Genomic DNA, 21,625 nt, shown 5'->3' on the forward strand with positions numbered 1-21,625 from the left:
AGATGGCCGTGTCGCCGTCATCGTTGGCCCAATTGGGTCTGGATAGCGCATGCTTCTCGTGGAAATTCCCGCGGCTCAAGGCGCAAACTTCACCAATGATTGGTTTCTCCACTATAAGGTGCCAATCGCGCAGCTAGTCCGTACGCTCCGCATTGTGTACTTCGCGCTGTATGACCACGCGTCACGCTGGCATGTGCGAACAGTTTGTTCGCACCGGCAACCGGTACATAGGTCACCCTTGTGGTCACATGAAATTGGAAACTGCGAGTCGTGGCAGGCAACGTTCAGCGTGTTAGTGATTTAAGCTTCCGTTGGCGACATGTTGACACATACAAAATTCTTGCGACATTGAATATAGTTGCGATGTCAACTTCATGAAGTTTCGATGCCGTAACGTCTTCGGCTAATGAATGTTTGAATACAAGACCGCCATCCGCCCGACAGGGAGCGGTGAAGAATATTCCGAGAAAGCTTATTGTTGGCACCGGCTTCGCCCTCCTCGCAGCCAACGCCGCTATCTGTCACGGCTATGACGGCCCCGGTGGCCCGTGCCATATCGGACCTGGCGGAGGTGCATACGCTGGCCCCGGAGGTCCTGCGAACGCTGGGCCGGGCGGCACCGGCCGGACTAGCAACTTTTGTCAGTAACCTCTGTTGTCCAGATTGTGGCATCCGAAGAACGAGCATGCGCCCCTCGGAGAAGCACACAGATTCCCGGGCCGCTTGCCGCGGCGCCTGATGCAGGCACTGCAGAGAATCGGGCTCATTAGGTGGGAGGGGCGATGACAACCGATACGTGCAGCTTTCGGAGGACCTTTTGGGGCTGAATCACGCACTTATCGTGCAAGCCGCACCGTGGACACGCGTCATCTACCTACGAGCTTTTCTCTGATTATCGACCCGCCGCCGAGGTTTGTATTCACAGCGCGGATACGCCGAACACGCTTCAAACGGGCCATATCGACCGGTACGCTGTACGATGACACCGATTTTGCAAGCAGGACACCGCTCCTCCTCAATCACTTCACCAGTGGTCGACTCAACTCTGACGGCCCCATCTTCAACGAGCTCGTCCAGAAAGGAAGAAGCTTCCCCCTTAACTGTCAGAAGGATGACCGAGCGACGCGCTCTCGTCAGGGCGACATAGAACAGGCGCCGCTCTTCGCCAAGCGGATAAGTGTCACCGCTCGGCATAGCAATCGCTAGCACAGGGTCATCTACCCGAGTGCTCGGGAACGAACGGCTGAGCATGCCCGGCAGAATGACGTAATCCGCCTGCGCTCCTTTCGAGCGGTGAATGCTCATGAACGTGAGCGCAATACGCTGACCATAGCGCACGCTCCAGTTCGACGGCACATACGACTCTTCCTTGTTATATCGGCCTAGAACGAAGACTGTCACGATGCTGTCTTTGCCGGGAGGTATTGCACCCGCTTCAAGGCCTCGATGCAACTCATCAAGGAGCGAATCAACTGCCGGCTGCAACCCTTCGCGCTGTTCCACCTGGAGCGCCCTGATAACAGGACCTATTGGTGGAGTCTTCGAGTGAACCTTCTTCGCCAGCTGATTCGGATTTTTGCTTATGAACCTGCTGGAGATGTCGCAAAGAGCTTGCGGGCAACGGAAGGTCTCCTCCAACCTCATCAGCTCGTACTGCCCAAACCACTCTTCGAAACGTGTCATGACGGAAACGTCTGCACCTGCGAAGCGGTTGATTGACTGCCAGTCGTCTCCGACCGCGAAGAAGAAGCGCCCTCGTCGGTTGACTAGAGCACGGCAAAGACGCGCTCGTGCTCGCGAGGCGTCCTGGAACTCATCGGCCATAACCAACTGAAAGGATGACTCGTAGCGCCTCTGCTCCAGATGCTCCGCAGCCTGATTGAGCATGTCCTCGAAGTCGATGCCCTCTTCAGTAGCAAGAGCGTCATCCCACGCGCGCAGCACTGGGCCTACGATTTCAAGGAACATTCGATGGCGCTGTATAAACGCGTCGCTCCTCTCTGCGTCGAGTCGTTGCACTAACTTGTCGACGCTTAGGCAATTGCTCTTCATGTGCGTAATGAAGATACGAACAAGGGCAATTAGCCTTTCATTGTCCATCGGCGGGTAACCCAGCTCTGGTGTAGGCCGGTCCGGATTCGGGTCCAGCACGATTCCGCGAGCAGTTAGCTCCTTTCCGAGGACATCATCCAGTGAGCGCGTCCGCAGTTGGTGTGAGGTAGTCTCAATCAGTTTCGTTCCGCGGCGCGCGTGTTCGGCACGCTTCCATTCGACACCATCCAGATACCCCGCGAACTCCGCAGGCGGCTCGCCCGAGGCATTGAGTGCGAAGTGCTCGTGGTACAGCTGCGCCTCGGGATAGTAGAAGTCCGGTGTGTATTGACGATGCTCGGCAGTCGTCGTGTCGAACTCGTACTTGCGCTCGTACTCGTAATTAACACCATTGTAGAAGAGCCAGTCGCAAATCAAACGCTCCTCATGGCTCCGCACACGCTCGCCGCGAATAGTCTGGATGTAACCGACGCCGTCCCTATCCCAGACATCAGCAGATGATGTCGTGCTTCCAAACTCCGGCAAATCACGTCCGAAGACAACGCGAAAAAGGTCCCATCTCGTTCGGAACTCGCTCGCACGGTCCTTCAACTTGTCCACGATTTCCACGAGCTTCCGCATGCCGGCGGCTGCGTCTACCGTCCATTCGGGAACGTTGGGCTTTCGTCCGGTGGCCTTTCCGATAATGCTCAGGCCGAGACCGTGAAAGGTTCGCGTCTCGACTTTCGCCCCCTCGAGACTGACTAATTTGAAGGCTGCTTCCGAGCGAGCACCAAGCTCCTCCGCAGCCTTTTTGTTGAATGCAAGAAGCAGAATCTGCTCCGGCCGCACGATTTGGCGATGGACCGCATATACGGCCTTCGTCACCATGGTGGAAGTTTTTCCGGAACCTGCGGACGCCACCACGAGCATCCGATTTTCGAAGCACATAACCGCACGAATCTGGTCCGGGGTGAGCGGCTTACTCTCAACGCGCTCGAACAACTCCATAGGCCAGTTCTTCTCGTTTTTGACGTAACCAACGTTGCCGACTCGGCAGAACGAAAGCCATTCGTCATGACGGAAACTGAGGAACGCCTCGACCCTCTTCCGTGCATCGGGAAGCGTCGCCTGATTGGCCGGGTCACGCGCATAGCTCAACAGCGCCTCATCGCTCAAGGCCAGCTTTGGTCGCATCGCCAGCAGTTCCAGCTGGTCTTCGTGCGCGACCCAACCCATCTTGTCGCGAATGGCGTCGCTCTTGTCAATGACTTCTCTCACCCACGCACAAATCGCTGCATACGCTGCATTGAACTCCTTCTGTAGGGTTGCGCGCTGTTTGGCTAGTTCTGCGACCGCTTTGGCATTGGCAATAGCTGCCTGCAATGCATGCACTCGGCCCCGCCACAGGCCATCCACTTTGATTGGCGACGAACCACCCACGTGCAACGTCATCGCCGCCCAGAATATGCCTGGGTGTATGAGGACTGGCTCTGAGCCGTCGGAAATGGGCGCCTTGTACCGCTTCCCGTTCAGGCTAAGTATCAACTCCTGCTGGTCAATGTCGATGACGAGAGCCCAACTACGCGACTTTGTGAAATACGAACCCAGCGCTGTTGGCTTAAATGTATGCGCCATGACCTTTTACGTGCGTCTCGTGACGTCCTGCACGTTTCGCCGCCAAGCTTGGTAAATGGGCAGCGCAGTGGCTGTCGATATGACGGCCACCGCGCAGCTCTGGCGCTCAAGGAGCACCGAAATAGTCGTCGCGAGCTTCTCTCGAGCGAGGTCGACGCGATTGCAGGTCAGCGCGGTCACACGTATTGTCCGGTCAGGCGTGAATGCCACTAGTCTATCGCCGCTTGCGTTGCTCTGGCGTAAGGCTGCCTCGAACGTGTCGCAGATGAGCGCTGGACGTCCAACACGAAAATCGCTAGTCTGAATGTACTTCATGAACAGTCTGCCCCAACGTCAAGGAGCTGCCACATGGAAGTGAGCACCGAAACCCTTGTTGACATCCTGTGCGAAGTCGAGGCGGAGGACCCAATCGACTACGCGGACCTACCTTTCGGCGAGCAGGAGCTACGACGCCTTGTCATCAGTTCGCTGATGGAGCGCCACCACGCGGTCGAAGCGGCGATGTCGGGTTCCGACGTCCAGGCGATGTACCTGCTGAGCACCGCAAAGCTTGTTCTCGAGAATACGGTGCTCCACGCTCGCCTGCTCATGCTCCAAGGGCAACAGGTCGACGTCCATTCACTCCTCGCCCCATTCACCCTCAAAGGTAAGCAATAAAGAGTTGCAGCAGCTTGGAGGTCGTCGCGTTGCGGGCGATGACGGCTTCGATTTCGATAAGGGCGAACGGCCACCGTCATCGGTGGAGCTTGCCGAGGCGTGGAAGCCGTGGATGCGCAGTGCTGGTGTTCGCCAATGCGCTCTAGAACGCCAAATGCTGGTGACGTTCAGAATCGGAGCACCCCGCTCTACGCGGGATACTCCTGACGGTCTTCACTCACGCGAGCGGCGGGTTGCCGTCCCACGCCCGCTGCAGCAGTTCGCGAAGCGGAACCGACTCAATGGGCCGCGGATTCCAGTACGGATTGGACATTGCGACCTCACATGCGCGAAGGCGCTACCCCACAGTGGGTAGTTCAGGCGACCAGCGCCGGACAGTCGCTGGAACACTTTGCAATCAGCCGGACGCCGGAATCCGTTTCAGGCAAGCGCACCAGTGTAGATTGGGGTAATGACCCGTTCGCTGGCAGCAGACTAGCCACCATCAGAACCGAACGCCTCGGGGTTGCCTGAGAATTGCCTTTCGGCCCGTGCCGTCTGGCATCGGCTATGGAAGCGTGCGCTCGTCGTCTTCGTCGCGATGGGCATCGATGACTCCCATGCAATAAGCCAACCCAAAGCGTACCGCCGCGGTGCGAGGAAGCGGGCCGCCAGGTACCCGCATGACCTCCGCTGTGAGCGGCGCAAACCGCAGGCCGGACAGGTGGACGATACGGCAAGAGACGTCGGCTTCTCGAGACGAAATGGAGAAAGCCTGCGCATGAATCTCGAGCCCTAGATAAGTGTCAGTGAACGTCTCCATGTGACGTCTCTACGTGCGCGGTGCAGTTCATCGTAGCAGGCTGCAACGATGCATTTGGCGCGCTCGGTGGATTCCGTCGCAGTCGTTTGCGGAATTGATGTTCGATATTCGTCGCACCTTTGTCGGCCGCTATCGAGGACGCCCAGTCGACCTATATTGGTAGCCCGCCTCTCGAGACTTCTAATCGAATTTGAGAATTCTCAAGTCCGATGCGAGTGCCTAATGGACCCGGCTGACCTCGATACCGTCCGGGGAAATTGTCGATGCTGGCTCGCACCGACCGCGCCGACGGCGGATGTGCCTGCGGAACACATCGGCCTGCCAGATGCGGGTGGACACTTTGATGACAACATCGCCCCCGTACATCCAGCCCAACGATGAAGTGCCATTCGGTGACGGGCTTCCTTAGTCTGTCCGCTAGGAATGCCAACTTCTGGTCGAAAGTGCCCCCCGGGAAGCAAGCATTGGCCTTTTCCGATGCTGCGCATGGAAGTTGGACGAGGTGCGAGAGTCATTTCACGCGCCTCCTCCAAGTGCAGGCCGCAGAGGTGCGTTAGAACGAGTGACGGATACCGACGATGGCGCCAAGCTGGCCGATGCCAGGTGCGGGTGTAGTGCCGCCACCGCCCGCGCTCACCGAAAAGTGAGCGTGGTCGCTGTTCCAGAGATAAGCAACGTTGCCGTAGACGGCCGTGCGCCTGGAGAGGAAGTACGTCGCGCGCAAGCTCGCCATGGTCGCGCGCGCGTCCTGCTGCTGGACAATCACGCGATAGGCTTCGCCGTCAATAGCGAAGGCGGGCGTGATGTAGTATTGCGCGCCAAGGTAGAAAAGATTGGAGCGTACGCTGCCGCCGGGGCCACTCGACTCGACGCGCCTGCCGACCCAGCCGCCGCCGACCTTCACACCAGCGAAGTTCACGTAACCGTTGGCCTGCACGCGCGCGTCCTTGTCACCGCTCGAGGTAATCGGAAAAGGCGCAATACCGTCGAAGAAGTTGGCTGCCGCCTTGGCACCTCCACGCTGTTCATCATAGGCGGTGGCCACGCCGAAAAATGTGCCGTCGTACTTCACCATTGCGCTCCATTCGCGACACTGGCTGGCGTCACCTGGCACCTGTCCGGCGCACGTGCCCTGCCCTGGCGAGTTTCCGGTACCCGCGCCGTCGCGGCCGAATGAGTACGTCGCGCCAAGCGTGAAGCCATAGAACTTGCCCTTGTACGCGACGGTATTGTCGCTGCGTGCGTTAGGGATGAAGGCGTCGAGCGAGCCGATACCGTAGATGTCCGGCCCGAGGATGTCGGAGTCCGAAATCGCCCAGTAGGTCATCGTGTACTGGCGACCGAAGGTCAGCGAGCCCCAAGGACCTTCGAGGCCGACGAGCGCCTGACGTCCGAAAAGCCGGCCACCCTGCCCTGAATCGCCGCCGCGAAGATTGAATCCGCTTTCCAGGATGAAGACTGCCTTCTGCCCACCACCCAGGTCTTCTGACCCGCGCAAGCCCCAACGCGAAGGCACCTCTCCCGTGATGCCCGGCATCCGAATCACGTGGTCTCCGGCGACATTTGCATGGGTCACAAACTCAATCCCCGTGTCCAGCACACCGTAAAGCGTAACGCTGCTCTGTGCAAACGCCGTGGTACTAAACAGCCCGGCCAGCACTGCCACAATCCTGCCGCATCTCATAAAGTCTCCTTGACCCTTGGTTGATTTTATATTTGGATTCCTACATAAATCCAATTTGCGTGAATCGGAGCGATGAGATTAATTTCGGATAAGACAGCAAGCAACAGGGAAAACCTCGATGCGACAAAGCACCGAGAGGCTACCCGAAAAGAGTCGACAGGCAGTATTGCGGAGGAGCGCGTCTATCTGAGAATGATATTTAGCAACTTCCGGGGGTAAGCGAATAATATTCCACCAAGGTGCGCCTTTTACAATTCGCCGGACCGCGCAATTTCATAGTGAAATCTATTCAAGACCATCTTGAATGAAATTGAGTGAGCCCAGCAGGCTTACAGCCAGCGCCGCACGCGCGCGCAGTAGTCACTGTAGCGCTGCGCATGCAGGCGGAGCATGTGCGCTTCTTCGAACCGCACCTGAAGATGCACAAGTAACTCAGAAGTCGTCCAGATAGCCAGCGCTGGCCAGGTGTCGAACACCATCAGTTGGCCGAGCATCGTCCCTCGGACGCCAACATAGACGGGATTCCTAGACAGCGCGAAGGGCCCTGTTGTGATGAGGGCCGTCGACGCGGTGGAGTCGACGCCCATACGCCAGGCTGAACCCATCGAGGCCTGGGAGAGCACCACCCATATGAGTGAGACGGCCATGAACGCGACACCCACCCACCGAATCCATTCGTGGTCGACAATGTTGAGCACAAGAGGGCCGCGGTTTTTGGTCACGCCGTAGCCCACGAGAAAGAGCCCGTCAACGACAGGAAGCCATAGATAGAAGCAGCGCGCGACCAGGTCCCGCGCCGAGTCGCCGCTTGAAAAGGATACGGCGCTGTGCTGCCGGTTTCGCGCAATGAGGATGCGGCCAATAACGGCCATCGCGCCGAAAAGGAACGCGTGAACGAGCGGCACGATGCGCCAGAAGTTAGGGGATGAAATTAGCATGGAATAAAACGGACAAAGAACTCGCAACGCCGCGACTCAGGAAGTGCTGCGATGCAAAAAGCTCAGCATATTCTCACAGCTGGCGAAATCGCGCTGTAATGCCCTATTGCTCATTTCACCACGTTCAACAGGAGCATCCGGATAGTGCACGCCACGCATAATAGTGTTGCAATAGTTGCCCTTCCTTCGCACGCACGGTTGTGGCATCGTGATATTGCGCAACAACTCATCCCGGCTTCGCAAATTTTCTCTAAATACGTGCGTGCTACGCTCCACGTGCCGAATGCTCAGGATGCTTAATACAGGGAGGAACCCAAATGTCTCAAACCCAACACTCAATTGGCAAAGATGAACTTATAGCCAGATGCATTCCCTTTCTGAAGGAAGTCAAAGACGTAACGACGAGCACGGACGTCGAGCAATGGTTGAATACTAAATATGGCGTAGACAGTGAGTTTTACCGGGACCTGTCGCGTCTGATTGTGCAGGGCGTGAAGGAAGGCTGGGCAGCCGATGTCGAAGTCGGCGGCCCGCGCTACCGTCGCGCCCGACTTGCCCCCCCGTCTGCCGAGACGTTCTACTTCAGCATCACTGCGGTTTTGATGGACAGCACCGACAACACCCAGAATAACCCTGAAGGGAGCTTCCGCGGTGACTACCACTCGCACCCGTATGGCGAGTTCAACATGGTCGTGGCTCTTAACGACGGTGCCGCTCTGATGGGCCCAAGCGGCTGGTGCTACGGCGGCTGGACAGCGCCGGCCCCAGGCAGTCACCACTATCCGGAAGCCAAGGGTGGCGCAGTCATCGCTCTGTTCTTCCTGCCCGCGGGCCGCATTGCCTACGATGTCGAGCCGCCGCAGGTTGGAGTTTCTGACGTGCCCGGATGGACACCGCCTACGCATACCTAATGACGTGATTGCAGTTTGACGCAAGTGACACGAAGTTGGATGGCAAATGGTTAGTGCAGCACAGCCATTGTGTTTGTTGGTTGAACATTGGCTCGCACCAGACCCGTCTGCCAAGGTCCGAATTCAGAAACTGCAACGCGAGATGTCAATGCCATGTATGTGTTGACGTAGTTACGGGGATGAGCCGGCTGGGAAGTTTTTTGACACAGCGACGCACCAGGCGCGTTTTTCAGCCCTCGGGCCAACTTCAGTGCCGCCCCTCCTTAGCCCCCGCAGACTGTCGCGTACTATCCCACACATGCCCGCCACTTCGACCAAGGTCAGCATCAGGTATGGAGACATGCGCTGAATGCGCCGCCCGATTTCGTCGAGCGCAGACTTCGTGAGATGGGAACAATTGGTCATCGTCGCGTGAACTTTTCTTTAACAAGATGTGCACAATCCCACTCACCATCAATCGGTTCATAGCGAAAACTGGGGCCCCACCAGCGAGGCCCGCAAACACACGGGAACATGTTCTAGTGTGCGAGAAATTCCTTCTTCGATGCACGCTCTACATCGACCGCGCTCGACCCGATTGCCTGCTTGAGCATCAGCGCCGCGCACGATATGCCACCAGCTATCGCCACGACCGTGAAGATGCCCGACAGACTGATGTGTTGGCTCGAGAGCTCGGCTACAAGAAACGAGCCGGCAATACCACCAAAGCGGCCGACACCGAGCATCCATGCCACACCTGTGCCGCGTCCGGCGGTTGGGTAATACGCAGCGGCCAGAGACGGCATTGACGCCTGCGCAGTGTTAACGAGGACACCTGCGACGAAGACTGTGCAGACGAGCAATCCCAGACTGCCAATAGCTTGTCCAATAGCGAAGACGCTGAGTGCGCCCAGTGCGTATGCCGTGGCGACAACGCGGTTTGGATTGAATCGGTCCATCAGCATCCCGCACAGCACGGTGCCGGCGCCACCAAGCGGGAACAGTGCAGAAATAAGGGCCGCACGCTGCGGACTGAGGCCAGCGTCCTTGAGCAGCACGGGCATCCAGTTCACGAGACCGTAGAAGATAACAAGGCCCATGAAGTAGCATAGCCACAACAGCACTGAGCCCAGAACGAAGGAGCGAGAGAGAACAATGCGAATGCCACTGCTGCCGGGTGCATGATTGCCGCTCTCCTCCATGACGAAGCTTCGCGCAAAATGCGCGGCAGAACCGATGCGCACCAGCACCTTGCGAATCTTCTCAACCGGCTGCTGGCGGGCGACCATGTAGCGAATCGACTCGGGCAATCGAAACACAAGTAGCACGGTCAGTAGAAGGGGCACCACCCCGCCAAAGTGCAGCACGCTGCGCCACCCAAACTGAGGAATCATCCATGCGGCGAGAAAGCCTCCGAACGCCGCGCCCAGCGGAAAGCCGCAAAACATCAGGTTGACGATGGTGGCGCGCCGGTGGTCGGGACTGAACTCGCTCATGAGCGTAACCGCATTGGGCATGGCCGCACCCAAGCCAACCCCGGTAATAAAGCGCAGTGCCGTCAGTTCGGTGAGATTGGCCGCATAGCCCGAACTCAGACACGCCACGCCGAACAGTAAAACTGAGCCGATGAGCACGACGCGCCGTCCCCATCGGTCCGACACGGGACCCGAAAGCAGCGCGCCGCACGCGAGGCCGAAAAGTGCAGCGCTCAGAACGGGGGCGAGCGCCGCCTTGCTCAAATGCCATTCGCCGAGTAGCGAGGGCGCAATAAAACCGATTGCAGCGGTATCAAAGCCATCCATCAGCACAATGATGAAGCACATCGCAAACACCAGCCATTGATAGCCGGAAAAGGGGTGTTCATTGATGAGTGCGCGTACGTCGACTGTCGTTGTGTTTTCCATTTCGTCCTCGCTTGTCTTGATTGAAGCGTCACCGGGTCTGCCCTCTTTCAGATGTCTTTCGACGGGATGCTCGCGTGTGTCAATATCTGCGGCAACCGGGAAAATCGCGCAGGCTCTCTGGTCCAGTCCCTTATGCAGGGCTCGGCCGCCCGCGCAATACGCGAGGTTCACTGCTTAATCTGTCGCGTTCGCGGCAGTTTGGCGACGTTAATCAAATACCCTTAAGATACCGAAGTAAGTTGATATTTCTGCATATCCATCTTGAACGGTGCGAATTCAGGTGCGTTATCACGTGCGAACTTGACGGGCCAGGTCAGCCATCTGACGCCTTAGCCACTGAAGTGCCGCGTCGTTGTCACTACGTTCGTGCCATACCGCCCGAACATCCTCGCGTGGACACTCGTAGGGCGCTGCACGCATCTTCAGCTCGCTATTGCGCTCCATCTCGCGACCTAGCGCGGACGGAACGAGCGCGAGCATGTTGCTAAAGCGCAGTAGTGCGGGAATGGCCAGCGAATGCGCCATCGCCACGCGCACGCGCGGCGATTCGCTTTGCCCTGCGCAGACAAGATTAAGCGCAGCCCGGTTGAACATCTCGGACTGTCTGGCAAGACCGCGCTCGAAGATAAAGCCACTCACTGCCCCCTCTTCTTCTCCGCCCTGCGAGATGGCGACAAGGGGATACTCAAGCACGCTGTCGGGCGTGAGCGGCTGCTCGGCGAGCGGATGGTCCCGGTGCATCAGCAGCACATCTGTCTGGTCCCAGACTTTCATCCAGCGGAACCGGGACGGAATGTCCGAGAAGATGCCCACCGCGATGTCGATGCGACCCACATCAATCTGACCCGCGAGGTCAAGGCGCGTCGACGGCCGGATGACCAGGTCCGTTAGCGGCGCTTCCGCATTCAGACGCTGGCTAAGGCGCCCGAGCAACAGCGACGTGATGTAGTCGTTAGCCGCGACGACAAACTTGCGCTGCGCTCTGGCCGGTTCGAATGCCACGATGTCCAGCGCCGACTTGATTTGCTGGAGGGCACCGCGCAACTGGCCCGCCATGCCCATCGCGCGCGCGGTAGGCTGCAGGCCCTTGGCTGTACGTACGAATAGGTCGTCGTTCAGGACCTGACGCAACCGGGTAAGCGCATGACTGACCGCTGACTGGCTCAAGTTCACGCGCTTGCCAGCAAGCGCGAGATTGCGCTCTTCAAATACCGCGTCAAAGATGCGAAGCAGATTCAGGTCAATGCTATCTGGGGACATGCTTACTCCCTGGGCAACCTGTTTAGGGGAGGCTTAGCGGCATATCTGCGGCAACTCGCGCCAAACGCCTCGAAGAGCGTGCGCGACATTACGTCAGACATCGCGCTGACTTCCGGATGCCACTGCACGCCAATGGCGAAGTCATGCCCGTCCAGCCGACAGGCCTCAACCAGACCATCGGGTGCGCGCGCTTCGATGGTCAGTGGCGTGGCCAAGACGCTTACGCCCTGGCGGTGCAGCGAATTGACCTTGGCTCGATGTGCGCCGGAGAACAACGCGAGCTTGCCACCCACCACGAGGTCGACGTCGTGCTTGTATCGGTAGCGGGTCTGCAGGTCCTCATAAGGGTCTTCGAGATGGTTCGCCGCATGCCCCGCAACCTGAAGGTCGGCGTGAAGCTTGCCGCCAAAAGCTACATTCATTTCCTGGAAGCCCCGGCAGATGGCGAGAAACGGCATGCGGCGCGCAGCCGCGCCGCGCATCAGCGCAAGTGCCACATGGTCACGGTCCGGGTCGACGTGCATCTCAGGCGAGCTTTCACCGCCGTACCTTTGCGGGTCGACATTCGATGCGCCACCTGGAAAAAGCAGGCCGCTCACGCCATCGAGGTAGCCTTCGACGTTGGCAATGTCCTCTGTGGCCGGAATCAGCACGGGGCTCACGCGCGAGCAGAACATCAGGGCGCCCACGTAACTGTGCTTTACGCTATGCAGGTCGTGCTCGCCCACAAAGAAGCGGTCGCACACCAGCCCAACCATCGGACGGCGCTGTCCATCAGGGCACATCATGCGACTCCCTGTGCGAGCTGATTTGCAGGCGGCGTCTCAAACGACTTCAGGTCGAATGTGGGGTCACCAACCTGCGCCAGCGTGGGCTGCGCGCCACACGTAAGCAGCTTGCGCGCAAGCATGTGGTCCTGCGGACGGTTGATGCTGTCCACGGCGATGAGCTTCTTTTCGCGGAAGTAAAAGAGCGAGAACTTGTGGTCCTCGACCGAGCCACGCACCACGAATTCCGTGAATCCTGCATTCACGCCGGCCATCTGCAGCTTGATGTTGTATTGGTCCGACCAGAACCACGGCAACGCGCCGTATGGCTCCATGCGACCTACGATGGCCGAAGCAGCCGTCTTAGCCATGTCGTTGGCGTTCTGCACGGATTCGATGCGGCACGCTGCGCCCTCTGGCGCCCAGTGCGGCACGAAAGAAGCGCAGTCGCCCGCGGCAAAAATCAGCGGGTCACTCGTGCGCGCGAACGCGTCAACAGCAATGCCGCCCGCCACCGTCAGGCCACTGTCGGAGGCGAGTTCCGTGTTCGGGATGACGCCAATACCCACGACGATGAGGTCGGCGGGCAACCGGCTGCCATCATCAAGTTCGACCGCGACCCCGCCATTAGACGGCCTCACGCCAACAACCTTGCGCCCGAACTCAAACGCGACGCCGCGGTCCGTGTGCGCATACAGGATATATTCGGATAGCCAGCGCGACGCTACGCGCGCGAGCAACCGCGACTCAGTCTCTATGACCGTCACACTGACCCCCTGCTGGCGCAATGAGGCGGCCGCTTCGAGACCGATGTAGCCGCCGCCGATGACGACAGCACGCCGTGCCGTTTGCGCCGCCCGGGCCAGATGCCTGGCGTCGCGAAGGTCGCGAAGGTAGTGGACCGCCTCGTGCGTGGCACCCGGGCAGTCGAGCTTGCGCACGCGCGCCCCCGTGGTCAGGGCCAAGTGGTCGTAAGCGATACGCGCGCCGTTATGCAGTTCGATTTCCTGCCGTGCACGGTCGATATAAGTCGCACGCGTAGACGGCATCCACTCTATCCGCTCGTCCTTGAAGAACGCCTGCGAACGCAAAGGCAACCGGTCCTCCGCATAGGTACCTGTCAGGAAGCCTTTCGAGAGCGGCGGACGATGGTAAGGCGCGTCAGGCTCGTCGCCGAGCAGGACGATGTTTCCGCCAAATCCGAACTCGCGCGCGGATGCGGCGAGCTGGGCGCCCGCGTAGGATGCCCCGACAATGACAAGAGTCTTTTCCATGGTGTCAGCCCTGCTTCTGGGGAATCCGCACAACCAGCCCGTTCATCGCGGGGGTCATGATGAGTTGGCAGCTCAGGCGGCTTTCCGGCCGGCGCTCCGTGGCCGCCCCTTCGAGCAGCTCGAGTTCAGCTTCATCGGGCGTCGGCATTTGGGCCACGGAGGACGCGTCGACATAGACGTGGCACGTCGCGCACGACAGGCAGCCACCGCACTCCGCATCGATGCCGCGTACGTTGTTGTGGACGGCGGCTTCCATCACGCTGATGCCCGCGGGCACCTCAAGCTCCAGGCGTTCACCGTCGCGCAGAATGTAAGTGACGATAGGCATGACATCTCTCCTTTACGATGGGGACACCATCAGAACGTTTCGAAATACTCCCGGTGTTCCCACTCGGTGACTTCCAGGTTGAAGCGGTCCAGCTCGGCTTCTTTGAGCTTGCAGAAATAGTCGATGAACGAACTGCCGAAGCCTTCGCGCAGGCACTCATCGGCGCGCAGCGCATCGATGGCGTCGCTCAGCGTGCGCGGCAGCGAATCAGCCTTTGTTTCGTACGGCGTGTCGGCCGACGGCGGAAGCTCCAGGTTGCGGCGCAGACCCTCCATGCCGGAGAACACCTGGGAGCCGAAGTACAGATACGGGTTCGCGGTTGGCTCTCCTACGCGATTCTCAACGCGGCTGGCCGGGTCGTTGAGGCCGCCGAGCACACGCAGCATCACGCCGCGATTGTCGCGGCCCCAGATGGCGCGGTCCGGTGCGTTTGAATATGGCCGATAGCGCCGGTAGCCGTTGATAGTCGGCGTGGACAGGGCCGTCGCGCCCTGTGCATGTGCGAGGAGGCCTGCCAGATACTTCTGGCCCACTGCCGACAACGTCTCGCCATCGCGAGTCGGGATGAAGGCGTTCTTGCCATCCGAGCGGTTGACGAGGGATTGATGCAGATGCCAGCCGCTTGACACGACGTTCGGAATCTTCGGGCGGCACATGAAGGTCGCGTGATAGCCGTTACGCTGGCAAATCTGCTTAACCGCGCTGCGAAAGAGAATCATGTCGTCAGCACTGCGAATACCCTTCGTCGGCGCAAACGTAAACTCAAACTGGCTTGGCCCATATTCGACCTCAAGCGAGCGCACGGGAAGCTCGAGCGCTGAGACGTTTTTGCGAAGCAGTTCCATCACTTCGTCGACGGCGTCGTATCGCAGCTCGGTCAGGTACTGATAGCCGTGCGAGAGCAGCTCAACATCAGGCGGCGTGCCTGGCTGCCCCGAATGCTCGAGCTTCATGTTCGCGTTGGCGACCTTGAATACGTGGAACTCGACTTCGAGGCCCGACATGAACTCGTAGCCTAGATTCGAGAGCTGCTCAAGCGCGCGGCGGAACAGATGGCGTGTGCCGAACGGCACCGGCTTGCCATTGGCGAAGTAGACGTCGCACATCACCCAGCCCGTATGCGGCGCCCACGGAAGAACGCGGAAGGTCTCGGGGTCCGCGACCATCAGCGTGTCGCCCGCGCCCTGCATTTCCGGCATGCCAAAGCCCCCGCCGGTGCTGAACACGGGGAACACCGTACGGTGTGAGGTGTCCTTCGCAAAGAGCGTGGTCGTGAGCGTCACGCCGCTCTTGAGTGCCTTGATAGCCTCGTCGACAACGAGGGTCTTCCCGCGCAGAAGTCCGTGCTGGTCGGGAAACGAAAAACGCACCACGTGGATATCACTTTTCTTCAGACGCTCCAGCAACGCCTCGTACGCTTTGTGCTGGCCATCTGTCCACAGGCCATGGGTTTCTACGAAAGACATGCTTGCTTCGCGCGGCCGGAGGAGCCGCGCGCTCCGTAAAGGTTGCGGGGATGGCCTTTAGGCCTTCGGTGCCGGCCAGGGCGCTGCCGCTCGGCGTTTGAGGTCCAACTCCTTCCAGTACGCATCCCAGCGGTCTGCCGGGGCAATGCCGTCGATGGACGCGGGACCCGTGAGGTGCGCTGCTTGCGCCTCATCGATGACCATCAGCGTCTTCTCACCTGCCTGATTCTTCTCAATCGCGTCGACCAGCAGACGTCGGTACGCGATGATGCCCTTGTCGGTCGTGCCCAGGTGCTCTCGCGTACGGTCCTGGATGACGCCCTGAGATTCGACTGCCCACTGGTCATGCACGTTGATGTCGAAGCCCATGCCCGTGTACGTCTCTGTCTTCTGCTCATTCACATCGAAGCCGTAGTTGTTACGCTTGTTCTTGCGCGACGTGTAGTCGGGCAGCTCATACAGCCCGAGCCGTTGCTCACGCATCTGCTCCTTGTTCGTCGGCTCGCTAAAACTCGTGAAGATTGCGTACCAGTAGCAGTTCTCGTCGTCGACGGGCACGTGCCATTGCGAGATGGTCATTTCCGAGCTCATCGGAATCACGAAGGCCTGAGGGAACACCACGTTGGTCACACGAACGTGGGTGTGCTCTTCGCCGAGTTCGCGCTTCGCAATGAGACGCAGGCCGTAGTCGGCCGGGCTCACGAGAATCTCGGGTGACTCGAATTCACGCAGCACCTTGGTGATGGGCATGTCGGAATCCGCCGAAGCGCCGCGGAATTGCTTGCCATAGCTCTCGCTTACGTCTTCATCTTCGAAGAAGCGATGCAGGAACGAAGCGTGTGCCGGGTCAATGCCGACTTCCAGCGCCTGAAGCCAGTTGCACTCGAAAAGGCCCTTGAAGGCAAACGTGTATTCACCCGGAGCGGCGAAGCAGTCGAAGTTCGGGAAAGCCGGTGGCTCGCCCTTGCCGATGTACGCGAAGAGGATGCCGCTTCGCTCGACGATGGGATATGCACTCTGGCGGACGCGGTTGCACAGCGTGCTGCCTACAGGTTCTCCCGGCGTCGACAGGCATTTGCCGTTTGCGTCGAAAAGCCAGCCGTGGAACGCGCAGCGGATGCCGCCGCCCTCAAGGCGACCTGCCGCAAGGTCGGCGCCGCGGTGCGGACAGTCACGGTCGAGCATTCCATACCCCCCCTGTTCGTCCTTGAAGACGACGAAGTCCTGGCCCATCAGACGCACGGCGCGAACCGGTCGCTCGGCTGGCAACTCGTCAACCAGCGCCACTGGCTGCCAGTAGTTGCGTAACAGCTCACCGGCGGCCGCGCCCTTGCCTACGCGCGTTATCAGGTCGTTTTGCTGGGAACTCATCATGGCTTTTCTCCAGTGGGGAAGGAATGCGGCGCGTAAGAGGATGTATGCAATGCGTCACCGCTTGAGACCAGAGAATACGCATCAGAATTCATAATTTCAATCTCTGCATACATTCACGACGGAAATCACGCATCACCCATGAAGCATATTTTCGCCTAGTATATTGATTTTATTGACTTAAATGCCTTTACCCAGGACTTTCCCTGGCTCAGCAAAAACTATGTATCCTGCGCATGTTGCATACATCAAAAAACTCTAATCAGACAATACAAAACACGTGGCGACACTCGTCAGAATCGTGGTCTACAATGTATGCAATGAAAACAGACTGGATGTGGCCTGCCTGACTGGCCGCGGGAGATGAGCATGGAATCCCAGCAAGAGCGCGTACTGGTCTATTTGCGCGACCTGATTCTCAAGGGCGCATTTGCGCCAGGCGAGCGATTGGCCGAAGTGGCGCTTGCCGAGCGCCTGCAGGCCTCTCGCACGCCCGTGCGGCTTGCGCTTACCACCCTTGAGCAGGAAGGGCTGGTCGAGCCCTCGCCGGCAGGCGGCTACGTGATGCGCCGCATCACGGCCACGGAGATTTCCGACGCCATCGCGGTCCGCGGTCACCTGGAAGGGATGGCCGCGCGCCTGGTCGCCGAGCATGGAGTGCCGCGCCAGCTCTCGAACACCCTCAGTGAATGCCTGCGTACGGGCGACCGCCTGCTCGCCAAGCAGGAACTGACGCTTGACGACTACGCGGTGTACACAGACATGAACAACCGCTTCCACCATCTGGTCGTCGAGGCGTCCGGCAATGCCGCTCTCATCCGCGCAATCGAGATGAATAACCGGCTGCCCTTTGCTGCCGCGAGCGCAATGCTGCCGATGCAGTCGGCACTGGAAGAAGGCCGCAACTGGCTGTTCATGGCGCACCAGCAGCACCACAGCCTCGTACAGGCGCTGGAAAAAGGTGAGGGTACGCGGGCGCAAGCGCTGGCCTCGGAGCATGTGCAGATTGCCCAGAGGAACCTCACCTACGCGTTGGAGAGCCCGGAACTTTGCATGAAGCTCGCCCCCGCCCTGCAGCTGGTCGCGGACGCGGTTCTGTAGTTTCACATCCAGGCTCAGACGCTCGGTCGCCGGGGCCCTCGCATAGGCGCGCATCAGCGGCGGGCCAGAAAGGCCTGGAGCCACGCCGGGGCATCCGTGTGCACGGGCGTTGGAAGCTCAGCCAGCGTCACTCGAATAAAGTGCAGATAGCCGGACATGCGCTCGAACTTCGCACGCGCCTCGCGCGTCGCACGCTTGCAGCGTGCAGCTCCCCGCACCACACTCACCGCGTGGGCGACAGCTCCACGCGCCGCAGCAAGGTGAGCCGCCCTCGGCGAATCAAACAGCACGGCAATCCCGTCGACCGCATTCCGGCATGCGGATGCGGCGTCATTGCACGCCTGCGGGATGGTTGCGATTTCCTCACGCAGCTCGAGCACGGCGTGACCGGTGGCGAGCACGGTGAACATCCAGTTCGCAGCCGTCGCCTGAAATTCAGGGTCGTCGATTGAGAGCGCAGTGAGCTGGTGGCCGATGTCACGCGTCTGGCTCTCGAGGATGAGCCGCGCGCGCGTCATCCGCCGGGTGCAGGCGCCCACCACCTGGTCCAGCAAGTCGCGCAGTAGCCGCTTGCGCAGCCATGGGCGCGCGGTCGGGAAGATGACGGCACATGCCATGGTCACGATGACCATCGAGATGACAAGGCCAAGCGCGTCGTTCAGCGTGCCTTCGACGTTGTAGTTCATCATGTTGTCCGGTCCGGCTAGCACGCAGAACGAGATGCAGTAGCCAAGGCCAAAACCCATGCCGCCAGGGCGCGTTGTCGTCCAGACACCAAACATCAGTACTGGCACAAGAACGAGACACAGCATCACATACCCGTCAATGCGCGGGTAGACGCCAAAGAGCATCACAGGTGCAATGACGGCGGCCACGAGCGTGCCCCCGGTCATCTGCCAGGCGCCCACGGTCGGTTGCGGCATGGTACTCACGAGCGCGCTGTTGACTGCGGTATTGAGCACCGTACCCGGGCCGGACGGCCACGCCGTTTCGTACCAGAGCGCCGAACTGAGCAACAGCGCTGCGGCCGCGCGAACGCCCGCAACGGCCGCCGACACGTAGTTGGTCTTCGAGATGTAGCGCGCCGCCGTCGGCTCGCGCGTATCCGTTTCCGACGCGAGTGAGGCATAGGTCTGCGTGTAGGCGAGCATCTCGACCATGAAGCGCTCCAGCAGCTCCGCGGCGGTGTCGAACTCCAGGAGCGCATCATCAGGCAGGTGCGCAAGTCGTTGGCGTGTGTCGCTCAGCCTGCCCGGGAGGATGGCCACGAACACCTGCACTTGCGCTTCTGTGTGCGCCGCATCGGCCGCAGTGCCCACGGGATTGTTGTCAGGCAGAGCCAGTAACGGCGGCACGTCGCGAAGACAGGCCTCGATGGCAATAACCACATCCGCGCTACCCCGCCCGCGCAACCAACCAAGCCATTGACGCAGCGCCTGAAAGCGCGTCGAGACGTTCATGAACTCCGTGTTGAGCCGTGCGACACACCCGGCGCGCCGACGTGCCCCCCAGTCTTCGAAGACTGCCACACTGCTCAGCGTCTCGAGCGCGACCACATCGGCGGCAAAACGAGCGTGAAAGTCTGTCGCGCTTTCGGGCGCTCTTTCGCCCGAGAAGGTTTCCGTTACGAGCTCCGTGAAACGCGAATACCGTGCGCGCACGACGTCTCGCAGCGTGTCGGCCACATGTTGCGGAAGTACGATGGCGCTGACAATCGCCGAGCAGACAATGCCCATCGACAGCTCAGAAACCCGTGTGGTCGCAGCGAGGAACACACCGTCCGGATGCGCCAGCGCAGGAATGCCGATGAGCGCTGTCGTGTACCCGGAGAGCACAAATCCGTATGAACGAAAGTTACGGTTCATCGCGGCGCCGATAGTGCAGAAACCAATCCAGATTGCAATGGCAAGCAGGAAAAGTTCGGGAACCTGACCGAATACAGCCGTGATGATAATAGTCACGACAGCACCAATAATGGTGCCGGCGAAACGATAGAAGCTCTTGGCGAGCACCATGCCTGTCTTGGGCTGCATCACGATGAAAACGGTCACCATCGCCGTGCGCGGCGACGGCAGGTCGAGCCGCATAGACAAACCCATGGCCAGCAACGCGGCGAGCACGGTCTTGAAGATGTGAAGCCAGGTAAGGCCATCACCCCGAGCCCATGCGAGCAACGCAGTATGCGTGGCCATGAAGTGGCTTTCAGCGGACGTGAGAACGCGGCGCAATTTCATCGGGCAACTCCCACAGTTACCCTGGCAAGACCCTTCATTTCGACTGTCTCCGAATCGCTCGAATGCGCTTCGGAAGTCGTTGCGCGTTCGATGTTGCTGCGAATTCTAGAGTCGAAAAAGCGCGGGAATTCGACACCCGGCTGGAACAGTCAGTTGCCCGTGAGCACGCCGTAGCGTAACGGTGCGCTGCATATGGCCCGCGGCGGAACTGGTCGCATACAAGGCCATTGGTACTACCCGGGAACGCAATGTTGTCCGGGACGGAACATCGGAAAACGCTATCTGGCTACCAGGTCTGTGCCTTCACCACCATGAAGTCGACCAACGAGCGAATACGCGCGGGCAGCAGGTCGCGATGCGACATCAGCAGGTTGACTTCGACGGGCTCTGGTGACCAGTCGGTCATCACCTTTACGAGGTCACCACGCTCGACTTCGTGCTTCACATGAATGTCAGGAATGATGGCGAGACCAGCGCCGGACACGGCCAACTGGCGCAACACACTGAGACTATTAACCCACATGTTGCTCGGGGGCTCGAGTGTGATGCAATCTGAGTCGCGGGTGAACGACCAGGGCTCGAGCGAATACGGCTGGTCTCCGAGCATCAGGCATTCGTGAGCCTCAAGCTGTTCGGGGCGCGTGGGCTCACCATGGCGTTCGAGATAGAGAGGGCTCGCGTAGAGCGAGCGGGCAAGCACGCCCAGGCGTCGAACAATGAGGTTGGAGTCCGGTACCTCACCGGTCTTTATCCAGACGTCAACGTCGCTGGCGACCACATCCACAAGCCGGCTGCCCGGGCCCGCCTCCACTTCCATGGAAATACCTGGGTTCTCCTGCATAAATTCTGCAAAGCACGTGGCGAATCGGTGCGCCCCAAGCTCCGAGGGAATGGCAACTCGCAACCGGCCGCTGACGGTCATGCGCTCTTCGGTCACCATCTGCTCGGCGCGCGCGACCTCCTCGAGCACGTGCACGCACCGGTCGTAATACGCCTTGCCGATAGCGGTCGCGTTCACCTTGCGCGTGGTGCGCTTGACGAGCTGCACGCCCAGCTCCGTTTCGATACGTGTGATGCGCCGACTGCCGGAGGACTTCGGGATGTCGAGCTCAAGCGATGCGCGTGTGATGCTTCCGTAGCGTATCGCCTCAACAAAAAACCGCATGTCAGACAGTTCGATGGACATCGCGTCTCCCTACTTTCAGTGGCCATGGGCCTTGTCCCGATGGCATCGGTGCATCGCGATTTTAGCGCCTCACCGCGGTCCGCTGTTGCGGCTA

Annotated in this window: 16 protein-coding genes; 3 read left to right on the forward strand and 13 right to left on the reverse strand. The window is 59.7% G+C overall.

Annotated features, from left to right (window positions below; genetic code table 11):
• Positions 1–870 precede the first annotated feature (870 nt).
• Positions 871–3,669 carry a UvrD-helicase domain-containing protein gene (locus U5A57_RS09635; protein ID WP_321910239.1) on the reverse strand — a complete coding sequence of 933 codons (2,799 nt, stop codon included), beginning with the start codon at positions 3,667–3,669 and terminating at the stop codon, positions 871–873.
• 348 nt (positions 3,670–4,017) lie between these two features.
• Between U5A57_RS09635 and U5A57_RS09640 the strand changes: the two genes are divergently transcribed.
• Positions 4,018–4,326, forward strand: coding sequence for a hypothetical protein (locus tag U5A57_RS09640; protein WP_321910240.1), 309 nt, complete (start codon positions 4,018–4,020; stop codon positions 4,324–4,326).
• 547 nt (positions 4,327–4,873) lie between these two features.
• On the opposite strand, the gene U5A57_RS09645 is transcribed toward U5A57_RS09640, so the two are convergent.
• From U5A57_RS09645 to U5A57_RS09655, 3 genes are all read right to left on the reverse strand, one after another.
• Positions 4,874–5,128, reverse strand: a complete 255-nt coding sequence (locus tag U5A57_RS09645; RefSeq protein ID WP_321910242.1) for a hypothetical protein — start codon at positions 5,126–5,128, stop codon at positions 4,874–4,876.
• Between the two features lie 553 nt (positions 5,129–5,681).
• A complete protein-coding gene (locus U5A57_RS09650) occupies positions 5,682–6,812 on the reverse strand; it encodes a porin (protein ID WP_321910418.1) in 1,131 nt (376 codons plus the stop codon).
• Between the two features lie 329 nt (positions 6,813–7,141).
• Complete coding sequence (locus U5A57_RS09655; protein WP_321910244.1) at positions 7,142–7,750, reverse strand: methyltransferase family protein; 609 nt, start codon at positions 7,748–7,750, stop codon at positions 7,142–7,144.
• A gap of 317 nt (positions 7,751–8,067) precedes the next feature.
• On the opposite strand from U5A57_RS09655, the gene U5A57_RS09660 reads away from it, so the two are divergent.
• Entirely contained in the window at positions 8,068–8,661 is a 594-nt protein-coding gene (locus U5A57_RS09660; RefSeq protein ID WP_321910246.1) for a DUF4863 family protein, read from the forward strand.
• 518 nt (positions 8,662–9,179) lie between these two features.
• On the opposite strand, the gene U5A57_RS09665 is transcribed toward U5A57_RS09660, so the two are convergent.
• The 7 genes from U5A57_RS09665 to U5A57_RS09695 form a co-directional block, all read right to left on the reverse strand.
• Positions 9,180–10,544, reverse strand: coding sequence for an MFS transporter (locus U5A57_RS09665; protein WP_321910247.1), 1,365 nt, complete (start codon positions 10,542–10,544; stop codon positions 9,180–9,182).
• Positions 10,545–10,832: 288 nt separating this feature from the next.
• Positions 10,833–11,804, reverse strand: a complete 972-nt coding sequence (locus U5A57_RS09670; protein ID WP_321910249.1) for a LysR substrate-binding domain-containing protein — start codon at positions 11,802–11,804, stop codon at positions 10,833–10,835.
• A 2-nt stretch (positions 11,805–11,806) separates the two neighbouring features.
• Positions 11,807–12,592, reverse strand: a complete 786-nt coding sequence (locus U5A57_RS09675; protein WP_321910251.1) for a gamma-glutamyl-gamma-aminobutyrate hydrolase family protein — start codon at positions 12,590–12,592, stop codon at positions 11,807–11,809.
• Positions 12,589–13,845, reverse strand: coding sequence for an NAD(P)/FAD-dependent oxidoreductase (locus U5A57_RS09680; RefSeq protein ID WP_321910253.1), 1,257 nt, complete (start codon positions 13,843–13,845; stop codon positions 12,589–12,591). Before U5A57_RS09680 ends, U5A57_RS09675 begins: the two co-directional genes overlap by 4 nt.
• A gap of 4 nt (positions 13,846–13,849) precedes the next feature.
• Positions 13,850–14,173 carry a 2Fe-2S iron-sulfur cluster-binding protein gene (locus U5A57_RS09685; RefSeq protein WP_321910255.1) on the reverse strand — a complete coding sequence of 108 codons (324 nt, stop codon included), beginning with the start codon at positions 14,171–14,173 and terminating at the stop codon, positions 13,850–13,852.
• 29 nt (positions 14,174–14,202) lie between these two features.
• Positions 14,203–15,639 (reverse strand): glutamine synthetase family protein, encoded by a 1,437-nt coding sequence (locus U5A57_RS09690; protein WP_321910256.1) that lies wholly within the window; start codon positions 15,637–15,639, stop codon positions 14,203–14,205.
• Positions 15,640–15,696: 57 nt separating this feature from the next.
• Entirely contained in the window at positions 15,697–17,013 is a 1,317-nt protein-coding gene (locus U5A57_RS09695) for an aromatic ring-hydroxylating dioxygenase subunit alpha (RefSeq protein WP_321910258.1), read from the reverse strand.
• 366 nt (positions 17,014–17,379) lie between these two features.
• Here U5A57_RS09695 and U5A57_RS09700 point away from each other — a divergent pair, with 366 nt between their 5' ends.
• Positions 17,380–18,111, forward strand: coding sequence for a GntR family transcriptional regulator (locus U5A57_RS09700; protein ID WP_321910260.1), 732 nt, complete (start codon positions 17,380–17,382; stop codon positions 18,109–18,111).
• Positions 18,112–18,164: 53 nt separating this feature from the next.
• Here the strand turns inward: U5A57_RS09700 and U5A57_RS09705 are convergent, their stop codons facing one another.
• Together U5A57_RS09705 and U5A57_RS09710 are read right to left on the reverse strand one after the other, a co-directional pair.
• Positions 18,165–20,345, reverse strand: a complete 2,181-nt coding sequence (locus U5A57_RS09705) for an FUSC family protein (RefSeq protein WP_321910262.1) — start codon at positions 20,343–20,345, stop codon at positions 18,165–18,167.
• Between the two features lie 286 nt (positions 20,346–20,631).
• Positions 20,632–21,531: a LysR family transcriptional regulator gene (locus tag U5A57_RS09710; protein WP_321910264.1), complete on the reverse strand. Its 900-nt coding sequence runs from the start codon at positions 21,529–21,531 to the stop codon at positions 20,632–20,634.
• Positions 21,532–21,625: the final 94 nt, after the last annotated feature.

Origin of the sequence: Paraburkholderia sp. J11-2 (assembly GCF_905220185.1) — a bacterium.
In the GTDB taxonomy this organism is placed as follows: Bacteria; Pseudomonadota; Gammaproteobacteria; order Burkholderiales; family Burkholderiaceae; genus Paraburkholderia.